This window comes from Burkholderia sp. PU8-34 (assembly GCF_053427725.1).
The window spans coordinates 228,292-244,829 of the sequence record NZ_JBSAXC010000001.1; the positions used below are offsets into that span (position 1 = coordinate 228,292).

11 protein-coding genes and 1 pseudogene are annotated in these 16,538 nt (G+C 65.8%); 4 read left to right on the plus strand and 8 right to left on the minus strand.

Annotation, left to right across the window (positions count from 1 at the left end):
- Positions 1-5 precede the first annotated feature (5 nt).
- The 4 genes and pseudogenes from ACV22Z_RS00950 to ACV22Z_RS00965 form a co-directional block, all read right to left on the minus strand.
- Complete coding sequence (locus ACV22Z_RS00950; RefSeq protein WP_448074448.1) at positions 6-1,358, minus strand: YaiO family outer membrane beta-barrel protein; 1,353 nt, start codon at positions 1,356-1,358, stop codon at positions 6-8.
- Positions 1,358-1,762 carry a response regulator transcription factor gene (locus tag ACV22Z_RS00955; protein WP_448074449.1) on the minus strand — a complete coding sequence of 135 codons (405 nt, stop codon included), beginning with the start codon at positions 1,760-1,762 and terminating at the stop codon, positions 1,358-1,360. The genes ACV22Z_RS00950 and ACV22Z_RS00955 overlap by 1 nt, the downstream gene beginning before the upstream one ends.
- A gap of 77 nt (positions 1,763-1,839) precedes the next feature.
- On the minus strand, positions 1,840-3,492 hold the full coding sequence (locus ACV22Z_RS00960) for a hypothetical protein (RefSeq protein ID WP_448074450.1): 1,653 nt from the start codon (positions 3,490-3,492) through the stop codon (positions 1,840-1,842).
- 726 nt (positions 3,493-4,218) lie between these two features.
- Positions 4,219-4,896: pseudogene (locus ACV22Z_RS00965) on the minus strand (methyl-accepting chemotaxis protein); the annotation flags it as partial.
- Between the two features lie 139 nt (positions 4,897-5,035).
- Here ACV22Z_RS00965 and ACV22Z_RS00970 point away from each other — a divergent pair.
- Positions 5,036-5,164, plus strand: coding sequence for a hypothetical protein (locus ACV22Z_RS00970; RefSeq protein ID WP_448074451.1), 129 nt, complete (start codon positions 5,036-5,038; stop codon positions 5,162-5,164).
- Between the two features lie 866 nt (positions 5,165-6,030).
- On the opposite strand, the gene ACV22Z_RS00975 is transcribed toward ACV22Z_RS00970, so the two are convergent.
- Positions 6,031-6,927: a glutamate/aspartate ABC transporter substrate-binding protein gene (locus ACV22Z_RS00975; RefSeq protein WP_448074452.1), complete on the minus strand. Its 897-nt coding sequence runs from the start codon at positions 6,925-6,927 to the stop codon at positions 6,031-6,033.
- 440 nt (positions 6,928-7,367) lie between these two features.
- Here ACV22Z_RS00975 and ACV22Z_RS00980 point away from each other — a divergent pair, with 440 nt between their 5' ends.
- From ACV22Z_RS00980 to ACV22Z_RS00990, 3 genes are all read left to right on the plus strand, one after another.
- Positions 7,368-9,014, plus strand: coding sequence for a S8 family peptidase (locus ACV22Z_RS00980; RefSeq protein WP_448074453.1), 1,647 nt, complete (start codon positions 7,368-7,370; stop codon positions 9,012-9,014).
- A gap of 725 nt (positions 9,015-9,739) precedes the next feature.
- Positions 9,740-12,520 (plus strand): magnesium-translocating P-type ATPase, encoded by a 2,781-nt coding sequence (mgtA, locus tag ACV22Z_RS00985; RefSeq protein WP_448074454.1) that lies wholly within the window; start codon positions 9,740-9,742, stop codon positions 12,518-12,520.
- 86 nt (positions 12,521-12,606) lie between these two features.
- On the plus strand, positions 12,607-13,350 hold the full coding sequence (locus ACV22Z_RS00990; RefSeq protein WP_448074455.1) for a transporter: 744 nt from the start codon (positions 12,607-12,609) through the stop codon (positions 13,348-13,350).
- A gap of 52 nt (positions 13,351-13,402) precedes the next feature.
- Here ACV22Z_RS00990 and ACV22Z_RS00995 read toward each other — a convergent pair whose 3' ends face one another.
- The 3 genes from ACV22Z_RS00995 to ACV22Z_RS01005 form a co-directional block, all read right to left on the minus strand.
- Positions 13,403-13,678, minus strand: a complete 276-nt coding sequence (locus ACV22Z_RS00995; RefSeq protein WP_448074456.1) for a transcriptional regulator — start codon at positions 13,676-13,678, stop codon at positions 13,403-13,405.
- A 153-nt stretch (positions 13,679-13,831) separates the two neighbouring features.
- Complete coding sequence (locus ACV22Z_RS01000) at positions 13,832-15,010, minus strand: porin (RefSeq protein ID WP_448074457.1); 1,179 nt, start codon at positions 15,008-15,010, stop codon at positions 13,832-13,834.
- A gap of 53 nt (positions 15,011-15,063) precedes the next feature.
- Complete coding sequence (locus tag ACV22Z_RS01005) at positions 15,064-16,440, minus strand: MFS transporter (RefSeq protein ID WP_448074458.1); 1,377 nt, start codon at positions 16,438-16,440, stop codon at positions 15,064-15,066.
- Positions 16,441-16,538 lie beyond the last annotated feature (98 nt).

Below are 16,538 nucleotides of genomic sequence, written 5' to 3' on the forward strand. Positions count from 1 at the left end.
TGCGCTCAGAATTTCACGGTCATTCCGAGCCCGACCACGTCGCGGTCGTAAAGGCCCCGCCGCATCTCGCGCGCAGCCGAGACGTTGATCGCGAACGCGTCACTGACATCGAACACGGCCCCGCCATAGACGGCGCGGGTCCTGACTGTCACGCCCTCGTCCGACTCGGGCGCATCGGCGAACCCGACCAGCAGGCGCAGCCGGGGCCACGCCTGCCAGTCCGCGCGCAGTGCGTATCCGGTCAGATAGCGGTTACGCTCGTCGAGCGTGTTCACCCACTTTGCCGTGATCCACAGTCGGTCGTCGCCGAGATACTGGATGGCGCCGATGTCGCCTGACCAGACACGCGCATTCTCGTAGCGGGCGTAACGCGCATCGAGCGTCGCGAAGGTCGACCCCTTGCCGGCCGACGGATTGAGCCGCCACTGCGCACCCGTGCCGATCGCCACCCTCGGCAGAATCGACGCGTCGGGCGTGCCGCCGCCATACAGGTAGACGCTCAACCGGTCGGAATAGCGATGATCCAGCCGCAACTCGGAATAGACGTTGGTCATGTCGAATCGACGGCTGACGTCCGAGCCGACGGCGACCACGTTGCGATCGTCGATCGAATACGCCAAACGGACGGAGCCTTCCTTCCAGGCCGGCGATCCGTTCGACAGGCTGCTGTACTCGCCGCCGACATCCAGGCGGAATCGCGGGTGATCCGGCAGCTCGGCGCGTTTGCGCGCGACGGTATCCTCCGGCGCCAGCGCGGCTGCCTCGCGGTAGGCCGCGCGAGCCTCCGCGTCGCGCCATTGCGCGCGCAAGCTGTCGCCGAGACCGATCAGCGCGGACGCGCCGCCGGTTCGCTCACGCGCAAGCGCGCGATACGCCGACTCGCTGCCCCGCGCGTCGCCCTTGGCCAGCAGCAAGTCCGCGCGCAGTTCGCGCGCTTCGGTATCGAGCGGCGCGTCGCGCAACACGGCATCGACCTGCGCGAGGGCCGCATCGATGTCGCCGCGCCGCTCGGCGATCCGGGCGAGTGCGAGGCGCGCATCCTTGTAACCGGGCGCCAGCGACAGGACGCGCTGAAACAGGGCGGCTGCGTCGTTGTCGCGCCCTTTCGCCATCAGCACCAGGCCCTCCTGGAGCAGCACGTCGACATTGTCCGGCGCGGCGGCCGCCGCTTGAGACAACAGATCGAGCGCTTCATCCATGCGCCCGGCCAGCCTCGCCTGCACCCCGGACTCGTACAGACGGGTGATTTCCGCTCCGGAAAGGCCCGGCCCGCGCTGGGCGACGGCGGTCGGCACGCTACCGCAGACCAGCATGGTCGCGAGCGTGCAGCGGCCTGCGAATCGAATCCGATCCGCCATCAGGCGCGCTCCGGCGGGGAAATGATGCGTGAGATGCGCGACTGCAGCTCGCTCAGCGAGAACGGCTTGGCCAGGTAGTCCTCGGCTCCCCACCGAAACGCGTTGACGACATCGGATTCCAGTTTGCGACCGGTAATCATGATGACGGGCGTTTGCTCGAGCAAGCCGTCCTGATTCATCTTGCGCAGCAGCGCGAAACCGTCGAGGCGCGGCATCATCACGTCCAGCAACGCCATCGACGGCTGCTGCGCGCGAATGAGCTCGTACGCGGCCTCGCCGTCGGACGCCGACAGCACCGCGTAACCCCAGGTCGACAGTTTGTGCTCGAGCAGCTCGCGAAGGAGCGCGTCGTCTTCAGCGACAAGAATCTTTGGTAAATCCGACATTTCCGCTTCCAGGACCATGGCTGTTGGATGACTTGCCCTACTCGCGGCGGGACCGGCCGGAGAGACATTGCGCCCCCCCGGCCGACGACCGCCAATCAATGATCCAGCAGCCCGTGAAACGCGATGCCGGCATAGTTCGGCCATGCGCGAAACACGGGTTGCAGGCCCGCGGAGACGGTCAGCAGACGCTGCGCATCTCCCAGAAAACTCACCGTGGCTGCGTCGATTCGTTCCCGGTGCCCCTCGACATACCCGACGCCGCGCTCCGCCGTGGCGGCATGATCCAGGCGCATGGCGACCACGCGGCCGTCCTCGGGCAACAGCCACAGGGTCGCTGCGCCACCCGGCGGCACGGGTGCGTACGTCTGCGTCCACTCGTCCTGCATCGGGCCGCTTTCCAGCGCGACGCTGACGGGGAAATTCCGGGCTGCCCCCCACGCCAGCAAAGGCGCCGCCACCCGCTGCACATGTTCGGCATCGGTGCGATACGCCATGATGGTCAGCGAGCGCGCAGACTGACCGATCCGCTCCAGCAGCTCATCGCCGCCCGGCACGTCGAGCAGCCAGAATGGCAGGACCGCGTCGAGCGGCACGTCGGCCGCCTCCCCGAGCGCGGCGACCGTCGTGCCCCACGCGTGCACCACCGCATTCGGATCGTCACGATACGCAGGCAACTGGTACGGTTCGATGTCGTACTGAACGCCACCCAGCCGCGCCCGCTCCGTCGACGCGCGCTGATACTGTCCGATGGCCCGCAGCCGCGCCAACGCTTGCTCGCGCCCCTTTTCCGTGACCATTTCCGGATCGCCTTCGACCGCCCAGACCTCGATGCCGGCGCCGCGCGCGCGCGCCACGAAATCCCGCAGCGCCGCGGCGCCGGTCACCTCGTCGTCGGCGATCGGCAACGCGATGTAGAGGCGCGTTACCTTGTACCGCGCGGCATCCGCGAGCAAGTCGCCGCCGCCGTCCTGCCACCGGTCGCGCTGCCACACCCATGCGGCACGCCCGCCTTCTGCCGCTGCAGTGCGCGGTGTGAGGCGAACGTCGGTCAGGTCGATGCGCCCACCGTCGGACGGACACAGCAGCACGAGGTTCCGAGCGCTGTCATCCGTCCCGGCCGGGACCGTCGCCAGATCGATCCGCCCGTGCAACTGCCCATTGCCGGCCGTTCGATGCAGCGGGTACAGCGCGGCGGGATCGCGCCCGTTCGCAGCCATCCCCCACTGAAAACCGTCGTCCCCGCGCCCGGCCAGTACGACGTCGCCCGCCACGGTGCGCGGCCAGCGCGCGCTTGCGCGCTCCAGAACGACGCCGGCGGGCTGCCGGCCCGGCCGGCAGGCGATCGCAATCGCATCGCCTTCAGGACTCCGGCGTGCGCTTGCCCGCTCTTCCTGTCCAAACGGCCGTAACGTGAAGCCGGACAAAAGCGGGGTGTTGAACAGCAGCATGTCGGGTTTGGCCGGGTAGTCGGGCGAGGCCGGGCCGATCGCCACGGGTACGAATCGATTGTCGTCGACGACGCCCGACACGGCGATGCGACCATCCTTAATGGTCCCCGCGGACGGCAGCCAAGCGGACCACTGCAGTTGCGCGTCGTTCGGCAGATCCAGTGAGAAACAGTGCGGGGAAGACGCGACCGCCCGCCCTTTTTCGTCGAAACACTGCAGCCGGCTTGATTGGGCGTGCGCGGATACCGATGCCGTTGCCGCCAAAACCGCAACAAGCCACAGCGTGATTGGAAACTTCATTCTTCTGACCGGTCGCGTTCAGTCGATTCGATGACTGCCAAGTGGCGAGATTCGTCTTTCGCCCGAAAGCGGTGCGTATGCTTCCGGGGGCGCACGACACCACCCGCCCACTTTGGTCGACTTCTCGTCGCCCAAACCGCGGCATTTTGGCTCAATTCCCCTGTTCTTGACTAGACTTCCGGCGACTGCAGGTCACAATTTAACAATCTGATTGCACCCCATTTTCACGTTCTTCGATATCCGAATGCTTGTCCACGTATTCACGCTGCGCCCCACCGGACCGACGCTCGACCTGAAAACCCGATCACGCGTCACCGCGCTTCGCTGCGACGACTTATTCCATGGCCAACGAAGCGGAGGCGGCGAATGAATTTTTCGATCGAGGCGACGCGGCAACGATGGCTGCGGAAATCGTCAAAGCGGCGTTTCAGCGCGGATCGATCCGTCTGCCCGGGAGTGCGTCGGATCCTGCCCTCGTTCAACAACATGCAAGCCACGATTCCAGGTATCTTGCGACACGCATCAATGAGTTGGCCGAGGAGCTGACGTATCGGGAATGGCGATTGCAAGGCCCCGCTCTGCGCCTGGCGGGGATTTTGTCATACGTATTGACGCCTCAAAGGGCCGCAACGGGTCGACACTATCCGAACGCAGGCGACGTCCACGCAACAACGGCGACAACAAGCCCGGTTCACTCACGCCCCCTCAGGCATCAACCTTGAACGCCGCCGCCCGCCGGATCGGCGCGGCGATCCCGCGGCCGACCAGCAGAATGACGACCAACGCGACGCCCAGGCCAATGACGGCAGCCACCAGCGCGGCATTCCGGATCGCATGCGTGACGGGCCCGAGCAGTTCCGCCTGCGGCACCTCGACGACAACGTAGGCATCCAACTCGGGAATGAAGGACGTCGCGATGAAACGCGCGCCCGCTGCGCCCGCATAGCTCAGGTAAGCGTACGGCTTGCCGGATGCGATCAAGGCCGTCAGCCAGCGATCGTTGTCGCCGACCTTCCGTTGCAGACCGGCCTCGTTGTAGTAATTTCCGCTCTTCAGCGATACCCACTGAACGGACGCGGCCTTCTGCTCCGCCTTCACGTTCTCCGCAAGATGCATCCAGTTGCGCGTGCCGGCGTCGGGTTCGCCGTCGGCTTCCCATTGCAGCAGAAAGGCGTCGCGAGCCAGCACGCGCGATGCGGCCACCGGCCCGGCGAGCTGGCGCTGCACGTCGGCGCGAATGCTGTTGACCGCGGTCGGCAGTTCGTCATGCACGACACGCTCGCGCACGGCGTTCCCGATCAACCGGACGCTCACCCCGCTCGAAATCGCGACGAACACGAGCAGGCAACTGGTCATGCTGAGAATCAGCTTGTTCTGAATGGATAGCTTGCGCCAGAAATGCATTGAAAACCCTCGATATTTGCCAGGGACTGTTTGCATACGGAACACGCATGCAAACAGACGTCCGGATCTTGGCCAGCATGGGTTATCGGCACGCAAGCGCAGATCGTTAGGGGTTGGGGCGAATAGCGGGTATCAGCGAATGCGCATTCTCGGCCTGCATTCCTGGGCGCCAGTCACCGCGCTGATCGAGATGAACCTGGCCGCCGAATACGACACGTCGTGCAGCAAACGGGAGATCGCATCGCGTCCGTTGCGGGCGGCGGATTGAACACACACGCACGAGATGCAGGTCGTCGCGCGTACGGGTCGGCATGCTTTGGCGTGCCGGCGGGTTTCGACGGAGGAGACGGGCGTCCTGTGCGGCTGCGGATACCGGATCGACGGTTCACCGAATTCGGGGCGACCATGATCCGTCGATGCCATATATCCCGCCCGGATAGTTTGCACTTCGAAATTAAAGCGCCAATGAGACGTCAGCGGCAAATCCTCTCCCCGCGCCAAGAACGTCGCGCTGGCATCGAAGATAGGTGAACGCCGGTCGTACTACCCCGGATTATTTCCTGAGCAAGCACTCGGGATGGCCATGGTTTTGATCATTGCAACGATTCCCCGGAATGAGATGCGAAATTGAATATTCGCGGCGCCGTTCCTGTCGTTCCATTCCCGGTCAAACCGCGATAATGGGCCGTCGGCGTCGAATGCAATTCATGGTAGGAAACTATCGCTGAATTACAAGACGCTCCTGTGGAACGTGCATGCGCTAAATTCCTGCCCGCCGATACAACTCGGCGGCGTTGCTTGCGCAACGTTTCGCGTTGGATGTAGCAAAAAAAATCGACAACGAATAGTGAGCGGCACAGGAATCGTCTACTCTGGAATCTGCCTCATCCCGGAATTGCGGTCACGCAGTGGCTCGTCGTGGCGCTACGCAGACTGCGCGAGCACGGATGCGGCGAGCACACCCAGTCCCCGGCGGACCGTCACGGTGCGCATCGTCCGCAAGGGTGTCGACAGCAAAGCGTGCGTGGAGCGTCATCGATGGATCGTCAGGCGAACGCAGACATGGTTTGCAGATGCCGACACGTGCCGCACGCGGTTCGGGCGTCGTGGCTGCATCCCCTCTGCGCTCCTCGCTCAATACTGCGCCTGATCTGTCGGATTCCTGAAAAGCTGCTTCATCTCGGCCGACAGCGGATAGTTCAGGTTCACCCCCTTCGGCGGAATCGGCTGCGTAAACCAGCGGTTGTACAGCTTCTCGGCTTCCCCCGACGTCTGCATCTTCGCGATCACGCCGTCGACGACATGCTTGAACGCCGGATCGTCCCTGCGCATCATGCACGCGTAGTTCTCGTGGACGAGCGGCGTGCCCGTCACCGTGTACGCGCCAGGATTACGGTCCTTCGCGAGTTCGCCGTACAGCAGCGGCTCATCCATCACGAACGCGACTGCGCGGCCGGTCGTCACGTTCATGAATGCCTCCGCGTGGTCCTTCGCGCTGATGATCGTCATGTTCATGCTCTTTTCTTCATTGAGCTTGCGCAGCAGGCGCTCATCCGACGTGCCGGCCGTCGTCGCGACCGTCTTGCCCGCGAGATCAGCGAAGTCCTTCACGCCCGAATCCTTGCGCGTGCTGAAGCGAATGCCGTACAGGAAGATGCTGTTCGAGAACGCCGCCTGCTTCTGCCGCTCGAGCGTGTTCGTCGTCGATCCGCATTCGAAATCGATCGTGCCGTTCTGCAGCAGCGGAATCCGGTTCTGCGACGTGATCGGAATCTCCTTCACCGTGAGGCCGGGCTGGTTCAGGTCCGTCCTGAGCTGGTCGATGATGCGCGACGCGATGTCCCGCGAATAGCCGATGTTCTTCTGCTGGTTGTCGGAATAAGAGAACGGCACCGACGATTCGCGGATGCCGAGCGACACGACGCCCGTGTCCTTGATCTTCTTCAACGTACCCGTGAGCGCCTGCGCATGCGCGGCGCCCGCCAGCGCGCACGACAGCGCGACGGCCAGCCAGCTGTAACGACGGTCCATGCCTTTCTCCTGACGAATCGTGGATCGAACCGCGATCCTACGCCCGACAGAAACACACCGCATCAGGGAAATCGTAAGGTCTGCGGCCGCCGTCCAGCCATGCATGTGCGCCGCCGTGCCGCACAATCTCGCAGCGCCGCCGGCCCGCCTGATGTATCGACCGTTCGAAACACATGTTCGTGCTGGCGTGCAGCAACGCTATCGTTTGCGCGCCGGCCTTGTTTTCTTTTGAAACGCACTCAAGAAGCGGCCGCGACGGCCGTTACCCACAGCGTGGCGCGCCGCAGCATCTGTCGCTGAGGCCACCAGAAAACAACGAGAAGGACCGGCTGCCCGCCGAAAGCCGCCGAAGCGACCATGCAACGACAGGCGACGATCACGGCGACCGGCCCGACTGCCACCGCCGGCACAACGGCTATCGACAAGGATCGAGTTTCACCATGAGAGCCAATCGTTTCAATCCCGCTGTGGCACGGTTCGCTCACGCCCGCACGCTGGCCGGCATGCTGTCCGCCGCCGCGCTCCTGCCGCTCGCCGGTTGTGGAGGCGGCGGCGACGGCAACAGCGCGACGCCGTCCGCGGCCGCGCCGGCACCTTCGCCGTCGCCTTCCCCTTCGCCCACGCCGACACCCAACCCGCCGTCGTCGACCACCAGCGCGTGCCCGACCCAGCAGGCAGCCGCGCAGTTGGCCGCGCAAACCGTCGCGGCGAACGCGCCGCCGGTCGATCACCTGATCGTGAAGCTGAAAACCGTCACGGCCGCGTATGCGATGTCGGCCGCCAACGGCACGTCGCGCATCGACGCGGTGATCCAGCGCGCGATGACGCAATGGGGCGCGCCTGGCGGCGCCGCCCGCGCGTATGCGAGCATGGCGTCGCAGACGCCGCTGAACGTGCAGGTCGAGCGGACGATGTCGAACGGCGCGGCCGTGCTGATGCTCGGGCAGCACATCGCGGCGGCCGATGCAGCCGCGCTCGCGCAGGTGTTCGCCGCCGACGCGGACGTCGACTACGCGGAACCGGACAGCCGGATGAGCGTGCGCGACACGCCGACCGATCCGGACTACAGCCAGCAGTGGAACCTCTTCGACCCGACGGCCGGCATCGACCTGCCCGCTGCCTGGACGCTGACCAAGGGCGCGGCGACGGTCGTCACCGCCGTGCTCGACACGGGCTACCGCCCGCACGCCGACCTCGTCAGCAACCTGCTGCCCGGCTACAGCTTCATCTCCGACGTCAACACGAGCAACAACGGCAACATGCGCGGCCCCGACGCGACCGACCCGGGCGACTGGGTCACGCAACAGGACATCGACAACACGAACGGTCCGTTCTACCACTGCGCGAGCGAACCGAACAACAGCAGCTGGCATGGCACGCGCGTGGCGGGCATCATCGGCGCGGTTGCGAACAACAACATCGGCATCGCCGGCGTCTCGTGGCTCGGCAAGATCCTGCCGGTGCGCGTGCTCGGCAAGTGCGGCGGCGTGACGAGCGATATCGCCGATGCGATGCGCTGGGCGGCCGGCATCTCGGTCAGCGGCGTGCCGGCCAATCCGACGCCCGCGAAGATCATCAACCTGAGCCTCGGCGGCACCGGCACGTGCAGCCAGACGTTCCAGCAGGCGATCGACGACGTGACCGCCAAGGGCGTGACCGTCGTCGTCGCGGCCGGCAACGACGGGCTGTCGACCGGCCTCGACCAGCCCGCGAACTGCCGCGGCGTGATCAGCATCGCCGCAACCGATCCCACCGGCATGCGCGCATCGTTCAGCAACTTCGGCACGGACGTCGCGCTCTCCGCGCCGGGCGTCAACATCCTGTCGACGTCGAACACCGGGACGACCGTGCCCGGCGCGGACAGCTACGGCCTCGCGACCGGCACGAGCCTCGCCACGCCACAGGTGTCGGGCGTCGCCGCGCTGATGCTCGCGGTCAACGGCAACCTGACGCCCGCGCAGATCCAGCAGAAACTGCAGGGCGGCGCGCGGACGACGAAGCTCGCGGCCGGCACGTCGTGCACGGCGCTGCCCGCGGGCTCGGGCATCCTCGATGCGGCCGCCGCCGTGGCCGCGTCGATGCACTGACGCACTTGAGCGGCGAAGCGGTCACACACGCGCCTTCGGCAACTGCCGAGGGCGCGTTTTGCTTTCGGCGACGCGTCATGTGCGGCTTTGCCAAAAGGTGCTGCGTTACGATCCGGCCGGCGATGCCTGACAATCTCGAAAAGAATGTCTTACAAAAGGGTTGACGCTTCGCACTGCGTCCCTTTACCATCGCCCCCGTCTAAACACATGGAGTGTTCTGTGAACACCGATGCGAGTTGTAGTTGGTGCTTGACCAACTTGACTGCCGCCTGAGGAAACTGCGCAGAGCCTCGTCTTCTGCCGCATCCCGGGAAGCAGGATGCGGCGCCCTTCCGGCCTGACCGGCCAGAATCCCCGCCGATTTTTTTGAACGACGTGCGACCGCCGACGCGGTAGCGCACGTCCGTCGCGCGCGCAGCCCGGCTGCGAGCGTATTCCGTTCGCGCGCCGTCCGGCGTGCGTGCCGCCATGCACGCACCGCCGCCGATTGCCCGTGCCGTCGACCGACAACGACAGGAGTGCAGATGAACTCAGACGACAGTAGTCGATTACCGCTCGCCGGTGCGGCCCTGCGTGCCGACTGCATGACGACGCACGGCGCGCCGGCGAGCGTTCCCCCCTTCACCGATACACAGCCGATCGCGCCTGACGCGACGCGGCAGGGAGCGTTCGTTCGTCGATAACGTGCGCTCCCCGCCCGCCGCCTCGCGCGCATGGAGCAACACATGACACAACGCAATCCGTCGCACAAGAAACAGCGCGGCTTCATCAAGACCGGCGGCGCCGGCCAGCAGAACGAACCGCGCATCATGCGCGCCGCGCAGGAAGCCGCCGGCCCGCTCGAAGACACGCTCCGCAACCTGCGCACCACCACGCGCGGCCTCACCTACGATCAGGCCGCCGACCGCCTCCAGCGTCACGGCCCGAACGAGATCGCGCACGACAAGCCGCCGTACTGGGCCAGCCAGCTGCTGCACGCGTTCCACAACCCGTTCGTCTACGTGCTGCTCGTGCTCGCCGCGATCAGCTTCTGCACGGACGTCTGGTTCGCGGCGCCCGACGACCGCGACTTCGTCGGCATGACGATCCTGCTGACGATGGTCACGATCAGCGCGCTGCTGCGCTTCGTGCAGGAATTCCGCTCGCTGCGCGCGGCCGAGAAACTCAAGGCGATGGTGCGCACGACCGCGACCGTGCAGCGTGCGGTGACCGACACCGCCGAGCCGTCGCGCCGCGACGTGCCGATGCGCGAAGTGGTCGTCGGCGATATCGTGCACCTGTCGGCCGGCGACATGATTCCGGCCGACGTGCGCCTGATCGCGTCGCGCGACCTGTTCATCAGCCAGGCCGTGCTGACAGGCGAAGCGCTGCCCATCGAGAAGTACGACACGCTCGGCGCGGTTGCCGGCAAGTCGGCCAATGCGCCCGACACGCCCAAACCGCACACGGCCGCCGCGAACGACGCGTCGCTGTCACTGCTCGATCTCGAGAACATCTGCTTCATGGGCACCAACGTCGTCAGCGGCACCGCCACCGCGGTCGTGGTCGCAACCGGCGAGGACACCTACTTCGGGTCGCTCGCGCGCAACGTCGTGAGCCACAAGCGGATCGAGACGAGCTTCGACCGCGGCGTCGCGAGCGTGAGCTGGCTGCTGATCAGGTTCATGTTCGTGATGGTGCCGATCGTCTTCATGATCAACGGTCTGACCAAGGGCGACTGGCTGAGCGCGCTCACGTTCGCGCTCGCGGTGGCCGTCGGCCTGACGCCGGAAATGCTGCCGATGATCGTCAGCGCGAACCTCGCTCGCGGCGCGGTCGCGATGGCGCGCCGCAAGGTCGTCGTGAAGCGCCTGAACTCCGTGCAGAACTTCGGCGCGATGGACGTGCTCTGCACCGACAAGACCGGCACGCTCACGCAGGACAAGATCATCCTCGAGCACCATCTCGACCTGTCCGGGCACAAGAACGAAGACATCCTGAAGCTCGGCTGGCTGAACAGCTTCCACCAGAGCGGCCAGAAGAACCTGATCGACATCGCGGTCGTCAATCGCGCGAACGAGATCGGCGATCGCGTGAAGCCGCAGGGCTACAAGAAGATCGACGAGCTGCCGTTCGATTTCGTGCGGCGCCGCCTGTCGGTCGTCGTCGAGGACACGCGCGGCACGCACACGCTGATCTGCAAGGGCGCCGTCGAGGAAATGCTCGTCGTGTCGACCCATGTGCAGGACGAAGACGGCGTGCGGCCGCTCGACTTCGTCGCCCGCAAGCGGCTGCTCGAACAGGCGAACGCGTACAACGAGGACGGCTTCCGCGTGCTCGTGCTGGCCACGCGCGCGATCCCGCGCGGCGACGAGCGCGAGCAATACCGCACCGCGGACGAGCGCGACCTCGTCGTGCGCGGCTTCCTGACCTTTCTCGATCCGCCGAAGGAATCGGCCGCGCCCGCGCTCGCGGCGCTGCGCGAGAACGGCGTCGCCGTGAAGGTGCTGACAGGCGACAATCCGACCGTCACGATGAAGGTGTGCCGCCAGGTCGGCCTGGAGCCCGGCAAGCCGATCCTCGGCACCGAGGTCGAGGCGCTCGACGACGCGACGCTCGCGCAGGTCGTCGAACGCACGACCGTGTTCGCGAAGCTCACGCCGCTGCAGAAGGCGCGCATCGTCAAGGCGCTGCAGGCGAACGGCCACACGGTCGGCTTCCTCGGCGACGGCATCAACGATGCACCGGCATTGCGCGACGCCGACGTCGGCATCTCCGTCGACAGCGGCGCCGACATCGCGAAGGAAACGGCCGACATCATCCTGCTCGAGAAGAGCCTGATGGTGCTCGAGGAAGGCGTGATCAAGGGCCGCGAGACGTTCGGCAACATTCTCAAGTACCTGAACATGACCGCGAGTTCGAACTTCGGCAACGTGTTCTCGGTGCTCGTCGCCAGCGCGTTCCTGCCGTGGGAGCCGATGCTCGCGACGCAGCTGCTGGTGCTGAACCTGATCTACGACACGTCGCAGATGCTGCTGCCGTGGGACAAGATGGATCCCGAGTTCCTGAAGAAGCCGCGCAAGTGGGAAGCCGGCAACATCAGCCGCTTCATGCTGTGGGTCGGGCCGACGTCGTCGGTGTTCGACATCACCACGTACGTGCTGATGTGGACCATGTTCGGCGCGGGCGCGATGTATCACCTGCACGGCGGTTCGAGCGGCCAGATCGTGATGAACTCCGGCTGGTTCATCGAAAGCCTCGTGTCGCAAACGCTCGTCGTGCACCTGCTGCGCACGCAGAAGATTCCGTTCCTGCAGAGCACCGCGGCGCTGCCGGTGCTGCTGTCGACGTTCACGGCGATCGCGATCGGCTGCTGGCTGCCGTTCTCGCCGTTCGCGGATTCGCTCGGCTTCATGCACCTGCCGGGCAGCTACTGGCTGTGGCTCGCCGCGACGATGGTCGGCTACATCCTGCTCGCGCAGATCGTCAAGACGATCTACGTGCGCCGGTACAAGCAGTGGTTCTGATCCGTTCCGCTTCCCACGCATGACGACTGGCCGGCTCGCGCGCGACGCGCGGGCCGGGCCGTGTGCAACGATTCACAGGGGGTGTCATGAAAAGAATGCTTCCGCTTGCCGCCGCAAGCGCTTTCTTCGCGCCGATCGGCGCCGATGCGGCCCATCCGCTCGTCAGCGACGACACGGGCACGCAGGGCAATGCGAACTGGCAGCTCGAACTGAACGTCGAGGAGACGTCGAAACAGCCGGAAACCGGGCGTCAGCAGCTGTGGAGCTCGACGTTGACGCGCGGGTTCGGCGAGCGGGTCGATCTGTACATCAGCGCGCCGTATACGCATCTGCAGACGCGCTCCGACGAGAACGGCTCGGGATTCGGCGACGTCGAGGCCGGAATGAAATGGCGCTTCGTCGAACGCGGGCCGTTCACGCTCGCACTGAAGCCGAGCGTGACGATGCCGACCGGGAACGATCGGCGCGGCCTCGGAACCGGCCGTGTCGGCGCCGGCGCGACGATGCTCGTACAGATCGACGTCGCGCGGTTTTCGTTTCTCGCCAATGCCGGAATCGCGTATCAGCCGAATCGGCAGGACGACCTGACTGCGATCTGGCAGGTTTCCGGCGCCGCGATCTATCGCGCGACGGATGCGCTGCAGCTGGTCGTCGATGTCGGGACGTCACGTAACGCCGAGCGCAGCGCGTCGGCGAATCCCGCGTTCGTGATCGCCGGCGCGATCTATTCGCCGAAGCCCTGGCTCGATCTCGATGTCGGATACCGGCGCGGGTTGAACGACCAGACCTACGATCATTCGGTCATGGCGGGGGTGACGGCGCGCTGGTGAGCCACGGTGCGTCGACCGGACCGATGGCGGGCTGCTGCGGCGGCCCGCCTTTTTACGCCGCGTCGAAAAGCTGTGCGCACAACGCGCGACCTTCATCGGTCAATGCCGCCGAGCCCGTGCCGTCTTCGCGCACGGTCGTCGCGGTCAGGCCGCCGGCGTCGAGCTGCGTCAACACGCGGCGCAACGCGCTCATCGGCAATTGCGTGCGCTTCGCGAGCTTGGGGAGCGACCACGGTTTGCCCGCGGGGTCGCGCGCCGCTTCATGCAGCGCCGCGAGGATCGCGGCAATCGCGGGATCGAGATCGTCGTCGTTTTGTTCGGTGGTCATCGGTATGGCGTGTCGAGGATTCGTCGTACGGGCGGTGACGGGCAAGGCAAGCATTGCATGCTCGCCGTCGCCCGTCACATTGGCGCTACTTTAACCAAACGCCGGCAGTTGCGACATCGAAGCACGGAAGCGGCGACGAATCCGACGCTGGCCTCAGAATTTGTGCCGCATCGCGACACGCACCAACGTCTGGTTGCTCGTCGACGAATCGCCCGCGTTGCCGATATCCGCCACTGCTGCGGTGCCGGTCGACGAGATCCCCGACGCCTTCTGGTATGCACCCTCGACGTACAGATCCGTCCGCTTCGACAGCGCATAGTCGGCGATCAGGCTGAACTGATTGAAGTGCTGGTTTCCGAGCCCCACTCCGCCCAGTTCCGCGACCCGGTAACCCTTCGTGTAATCGTAAGCCGCGCCGACATAGATGTACGGCGTGATCGTCCACCGCACCCCGACGTCGACGTTGTTGAATCGCGCCGTCGCGCCGCCCAGCGCGCTGATGCCGCTGTACTGGATGTTGGCGAACGACGCGCCGACGAGCACGGGGCCGAGGCTGTATGTGCCGCCGCCGATCGCCACCTGATATGCGTTCGCGGACGCGTAGCCTTTGTTGAGCACACCCGTCAGCACCGTCCCGCTTGCGTTGCCGGTGAAAAACCCGGAAGAGCCCGTGTTGCTCGTCGGATTCTTGAAATACAGGTACGCAGCCGCCAGCGACAGCGGGCCATGGGTATAGGCAACGCCCGCCGAGTATCCGCTGTTGCCGCTGATGTTGCCGGGCACGCCGCCGACGCTGACCTCCGCGCCGAACGTCAGGCCATTGAAGCTGGGGCTCGCATACCGGATCGCATTGTTCGTGCGCAGCGAGTTGGCCGTGTTGTCGAGGTCGCCGGGATGCTGGAACACCTCGCTGCCAAGATAGCCCTGTATCGTCACGGCCTGCGCATAGTTCACCACCGAGTCGTACTGACGCCCCATCGTGAGCGTGCCGTAACGATCGTTGCTCAACCCGACGTACGCTTGCCGGCCGAATTCCAGCCCGCCCTGCGCGAGTGCGCCGGAATTCAGATTGATTCCCGACTCGAGCGCGAATACAGCCCTGGTGCCGCCACCCAGGTCCTCCACACCCCGCATTCCCCAGCGGCTGCCATACAAGCCGTTCAGCGAATCCAGATAAACCTTGCGCCCGCCCGCCGGCAACGCCGCACTCGCGACGTTGCTGTTGAACATGATGCCCTCGTCGATCACGCCATACAGCGTCACGCTGCTTTGCGCATACGCGGCGGATGCACACAGGCACAGCGAAGCCGTTGCAACAAAAACCTTCTTCATCAATCGATCTCCTGTCCAGTCAATGTCATTGTTGAAATTCGCGCGCTCGCGCGTCAGTGCTGCGGCGCGGCCGGCCCCGCTGCGCGTTCCTGCTCGGTGTATTCGGGCCGGCAGTGGACGATCGCATGCAGTGCGCCGGCGGCAGCCAGCGCCGGCACCGCGAGCAGGCTGAACACGTCGCTGAAATTCCAGCCCAGCCCCATCAGTGCCGCGCCGACGAACGCGCCCGCGACGCCGCCGATCCGCCCGATCCCGAGCATCCAGGCCACGCCGGTCGCCCGGCCGCGCGTCGGATACAGGCTCGCCGCATAGGCCGACATCGACGTCACGGCACTGGTGACGACGGTGCCGCACAGGAAGATCAGCACGCCGAGCCATGCCGTGTGACCGATCGTGCGGCCAACCACCAGCACCAGGCCTGCCGCGAGCACATACGCAACGACGATCGTCCGGTTCGGGTTGAAACGGTCCATCAGCCAGCCCGTGCAGAGATTGCCCAGCACGCCGCCGAGCGGGAACAGCGATGTCATCAGCGCGCCGCGCCCGGCGCCGAAACCGGCATCGCGAAACAGCGTCGGCATCCAGTTCGTCATCAGGTAATAGATCAGCAAGCCCATGAAATACGCGAGCCACAGCATCAGCGTGCGCGAGCGAAACTTCGACGACAGCACCAACGAAAGCGCGGAGCGGCCGTCATCCGCTTCGGTGTGCGTATGGGCAGCGACGAACGTGCAGTCGTCGAAGCGCTGACGCGGCGCGATCCGTGCGAGGATCCGCGCGATGCGCGCATGCGTGCCGGGCCGCGCCGCGAGAAACTGCGCCGACTCCGGCAGCAGCACGACGAGAACCGCGGCCAGCACGATCGGCCCCATGCCGCCGGCAGTCAGCACGCTCTGCCAGCCGTGATGCGGAATCAGCCATGCCGATGCGACGCCGCCCAGCGCGAGTCCGCATGAGAAGCCGCAGAACATCGCGTTGACGACGATCCCGCGTACGCGCGCCGGCGCATACTCGGACATCAGCGTGACCGCATTGGGCATTGCCGCGCCGAGCCCGAGGCCGGTCAGGAAGCGCAGCGCCGTCAGTGCGTCGATGGTCTGCGCGTGCGCAGATACAAGGCTCCAGACGCCGAAGCACGCGACGGACGACACCAGCACAGTCTTGCGGCCGAACCGGTCCGCCAGCGGCCCGGCAGCGAGCGCGCCGATGCCGAGCCCGGCGAGCGCCGCGCTCATCACGGGGCCGAGCGCGCTGCGCGCGATTCCCCAGTCGTGCACCAGCGACGGCGCGATGAAGCCGATCGCCGCCGTGTCGTAGCCGTCGGCCGCGACGACGCAAAAGCACAGGATCAGGATCAGCCACTGGCAAGCGGAAAAGCGCTCGGTGTCGATGACCGACTGCACGTCGAGCGTACGGGTAGAGGGTTGCATCTGATGTCTCCTTGTTGTCCGGGCGAGCACGCGCCTGCGCCGCTCGCGCACGGATGTCTCCATGTTTCGTTCTGAATGGTTTGCCGGTCGTGGCGCGC

Excerpts from the sequence above, each read along its gene's own strand:
- ACV22Z_RS00950 (WP_448074448.1), bottom strand. The coding sequence starts at position 1,358 with ATGGCGGATCGGATTCGATTCGCAGGCCGCTGCACGCTCGCGACCATG.
- ACV22Z_RS00955 (WP_448074449.1), bottom strand. The coding sequence starts at position 1,762 with ATGGTCCTGGAAGCGGAAATGTCGGATTTACCAAAGATTCTTGTCGCT.
- ACV22Z_RS00960 (WP_448074450.1), bottom strand. The coding sequence starts at position 3,492 with ATGAAGTTTCCAATCACGCTGTGGCTTGTTGCGGTTTTGGCGGCAACG.
- ACV22Z_RS00970 (WP_448074451.1), top strand. The coding sequence starts at position 5,036 with ATGCGCATTCTCGGCCTGCATTCCTGGGCGCCAGTCACCGCGCTGATC.
- ACV22Z_RS00975 (WP_448074452.1), bottom strand. The coding sequence starts at position 6,927 with ATGGACCGTCGTTACAGCTGGCTGGCCGTCGCGCTGTCGTGCGCGCTG.
- ACV22Z_RS00980 (WP_448074453.1), top strand. The coding sequence starts at position 7,368 with ATGAGAGCCAATCGTTTCAATCCCGCTGTGGCACGGTTCGCTCACGCC.
- mgtA (WP_448074454.1), top strand. The coding sequence starts at position 9,740 with ATGACACAACGCAATCCGTCGCACAAGAAACAGCGCGGCTTCATCAAG.
- ACV22Z_RS00990 (WP_448074455.1), top strand. The coding sequence starts at position 12,607 with ATGAAAAGAATGCTTCCGCTTGCCGCCGCAAGCGCTTTCTTCGCGCCG.
- ACV22Z_RS00995 (WP_448074456.1), bottom strand. The coding sequence starts at position 13,678 with ATGACCACCGAACAAAACGACGACGATCTCGATCCCGCGATTGCCGCG.
- ACV22Z_RS01000 (WP_448074457.1), bottom strand. The coding sequence starts at position 15,010 with ATGAAGAAGGTTTTTGTTGCAACGGCTTCGCTGTGCCTGTGTGCATCC.
- ACV22Z_RS01005 (WP_448074458.1), bottom strand. The coding sequence starts at position 16,440 with ATGCAACCCTCTACCCGTACGCTCGACGTGCAGTCGGTCATCGACACC.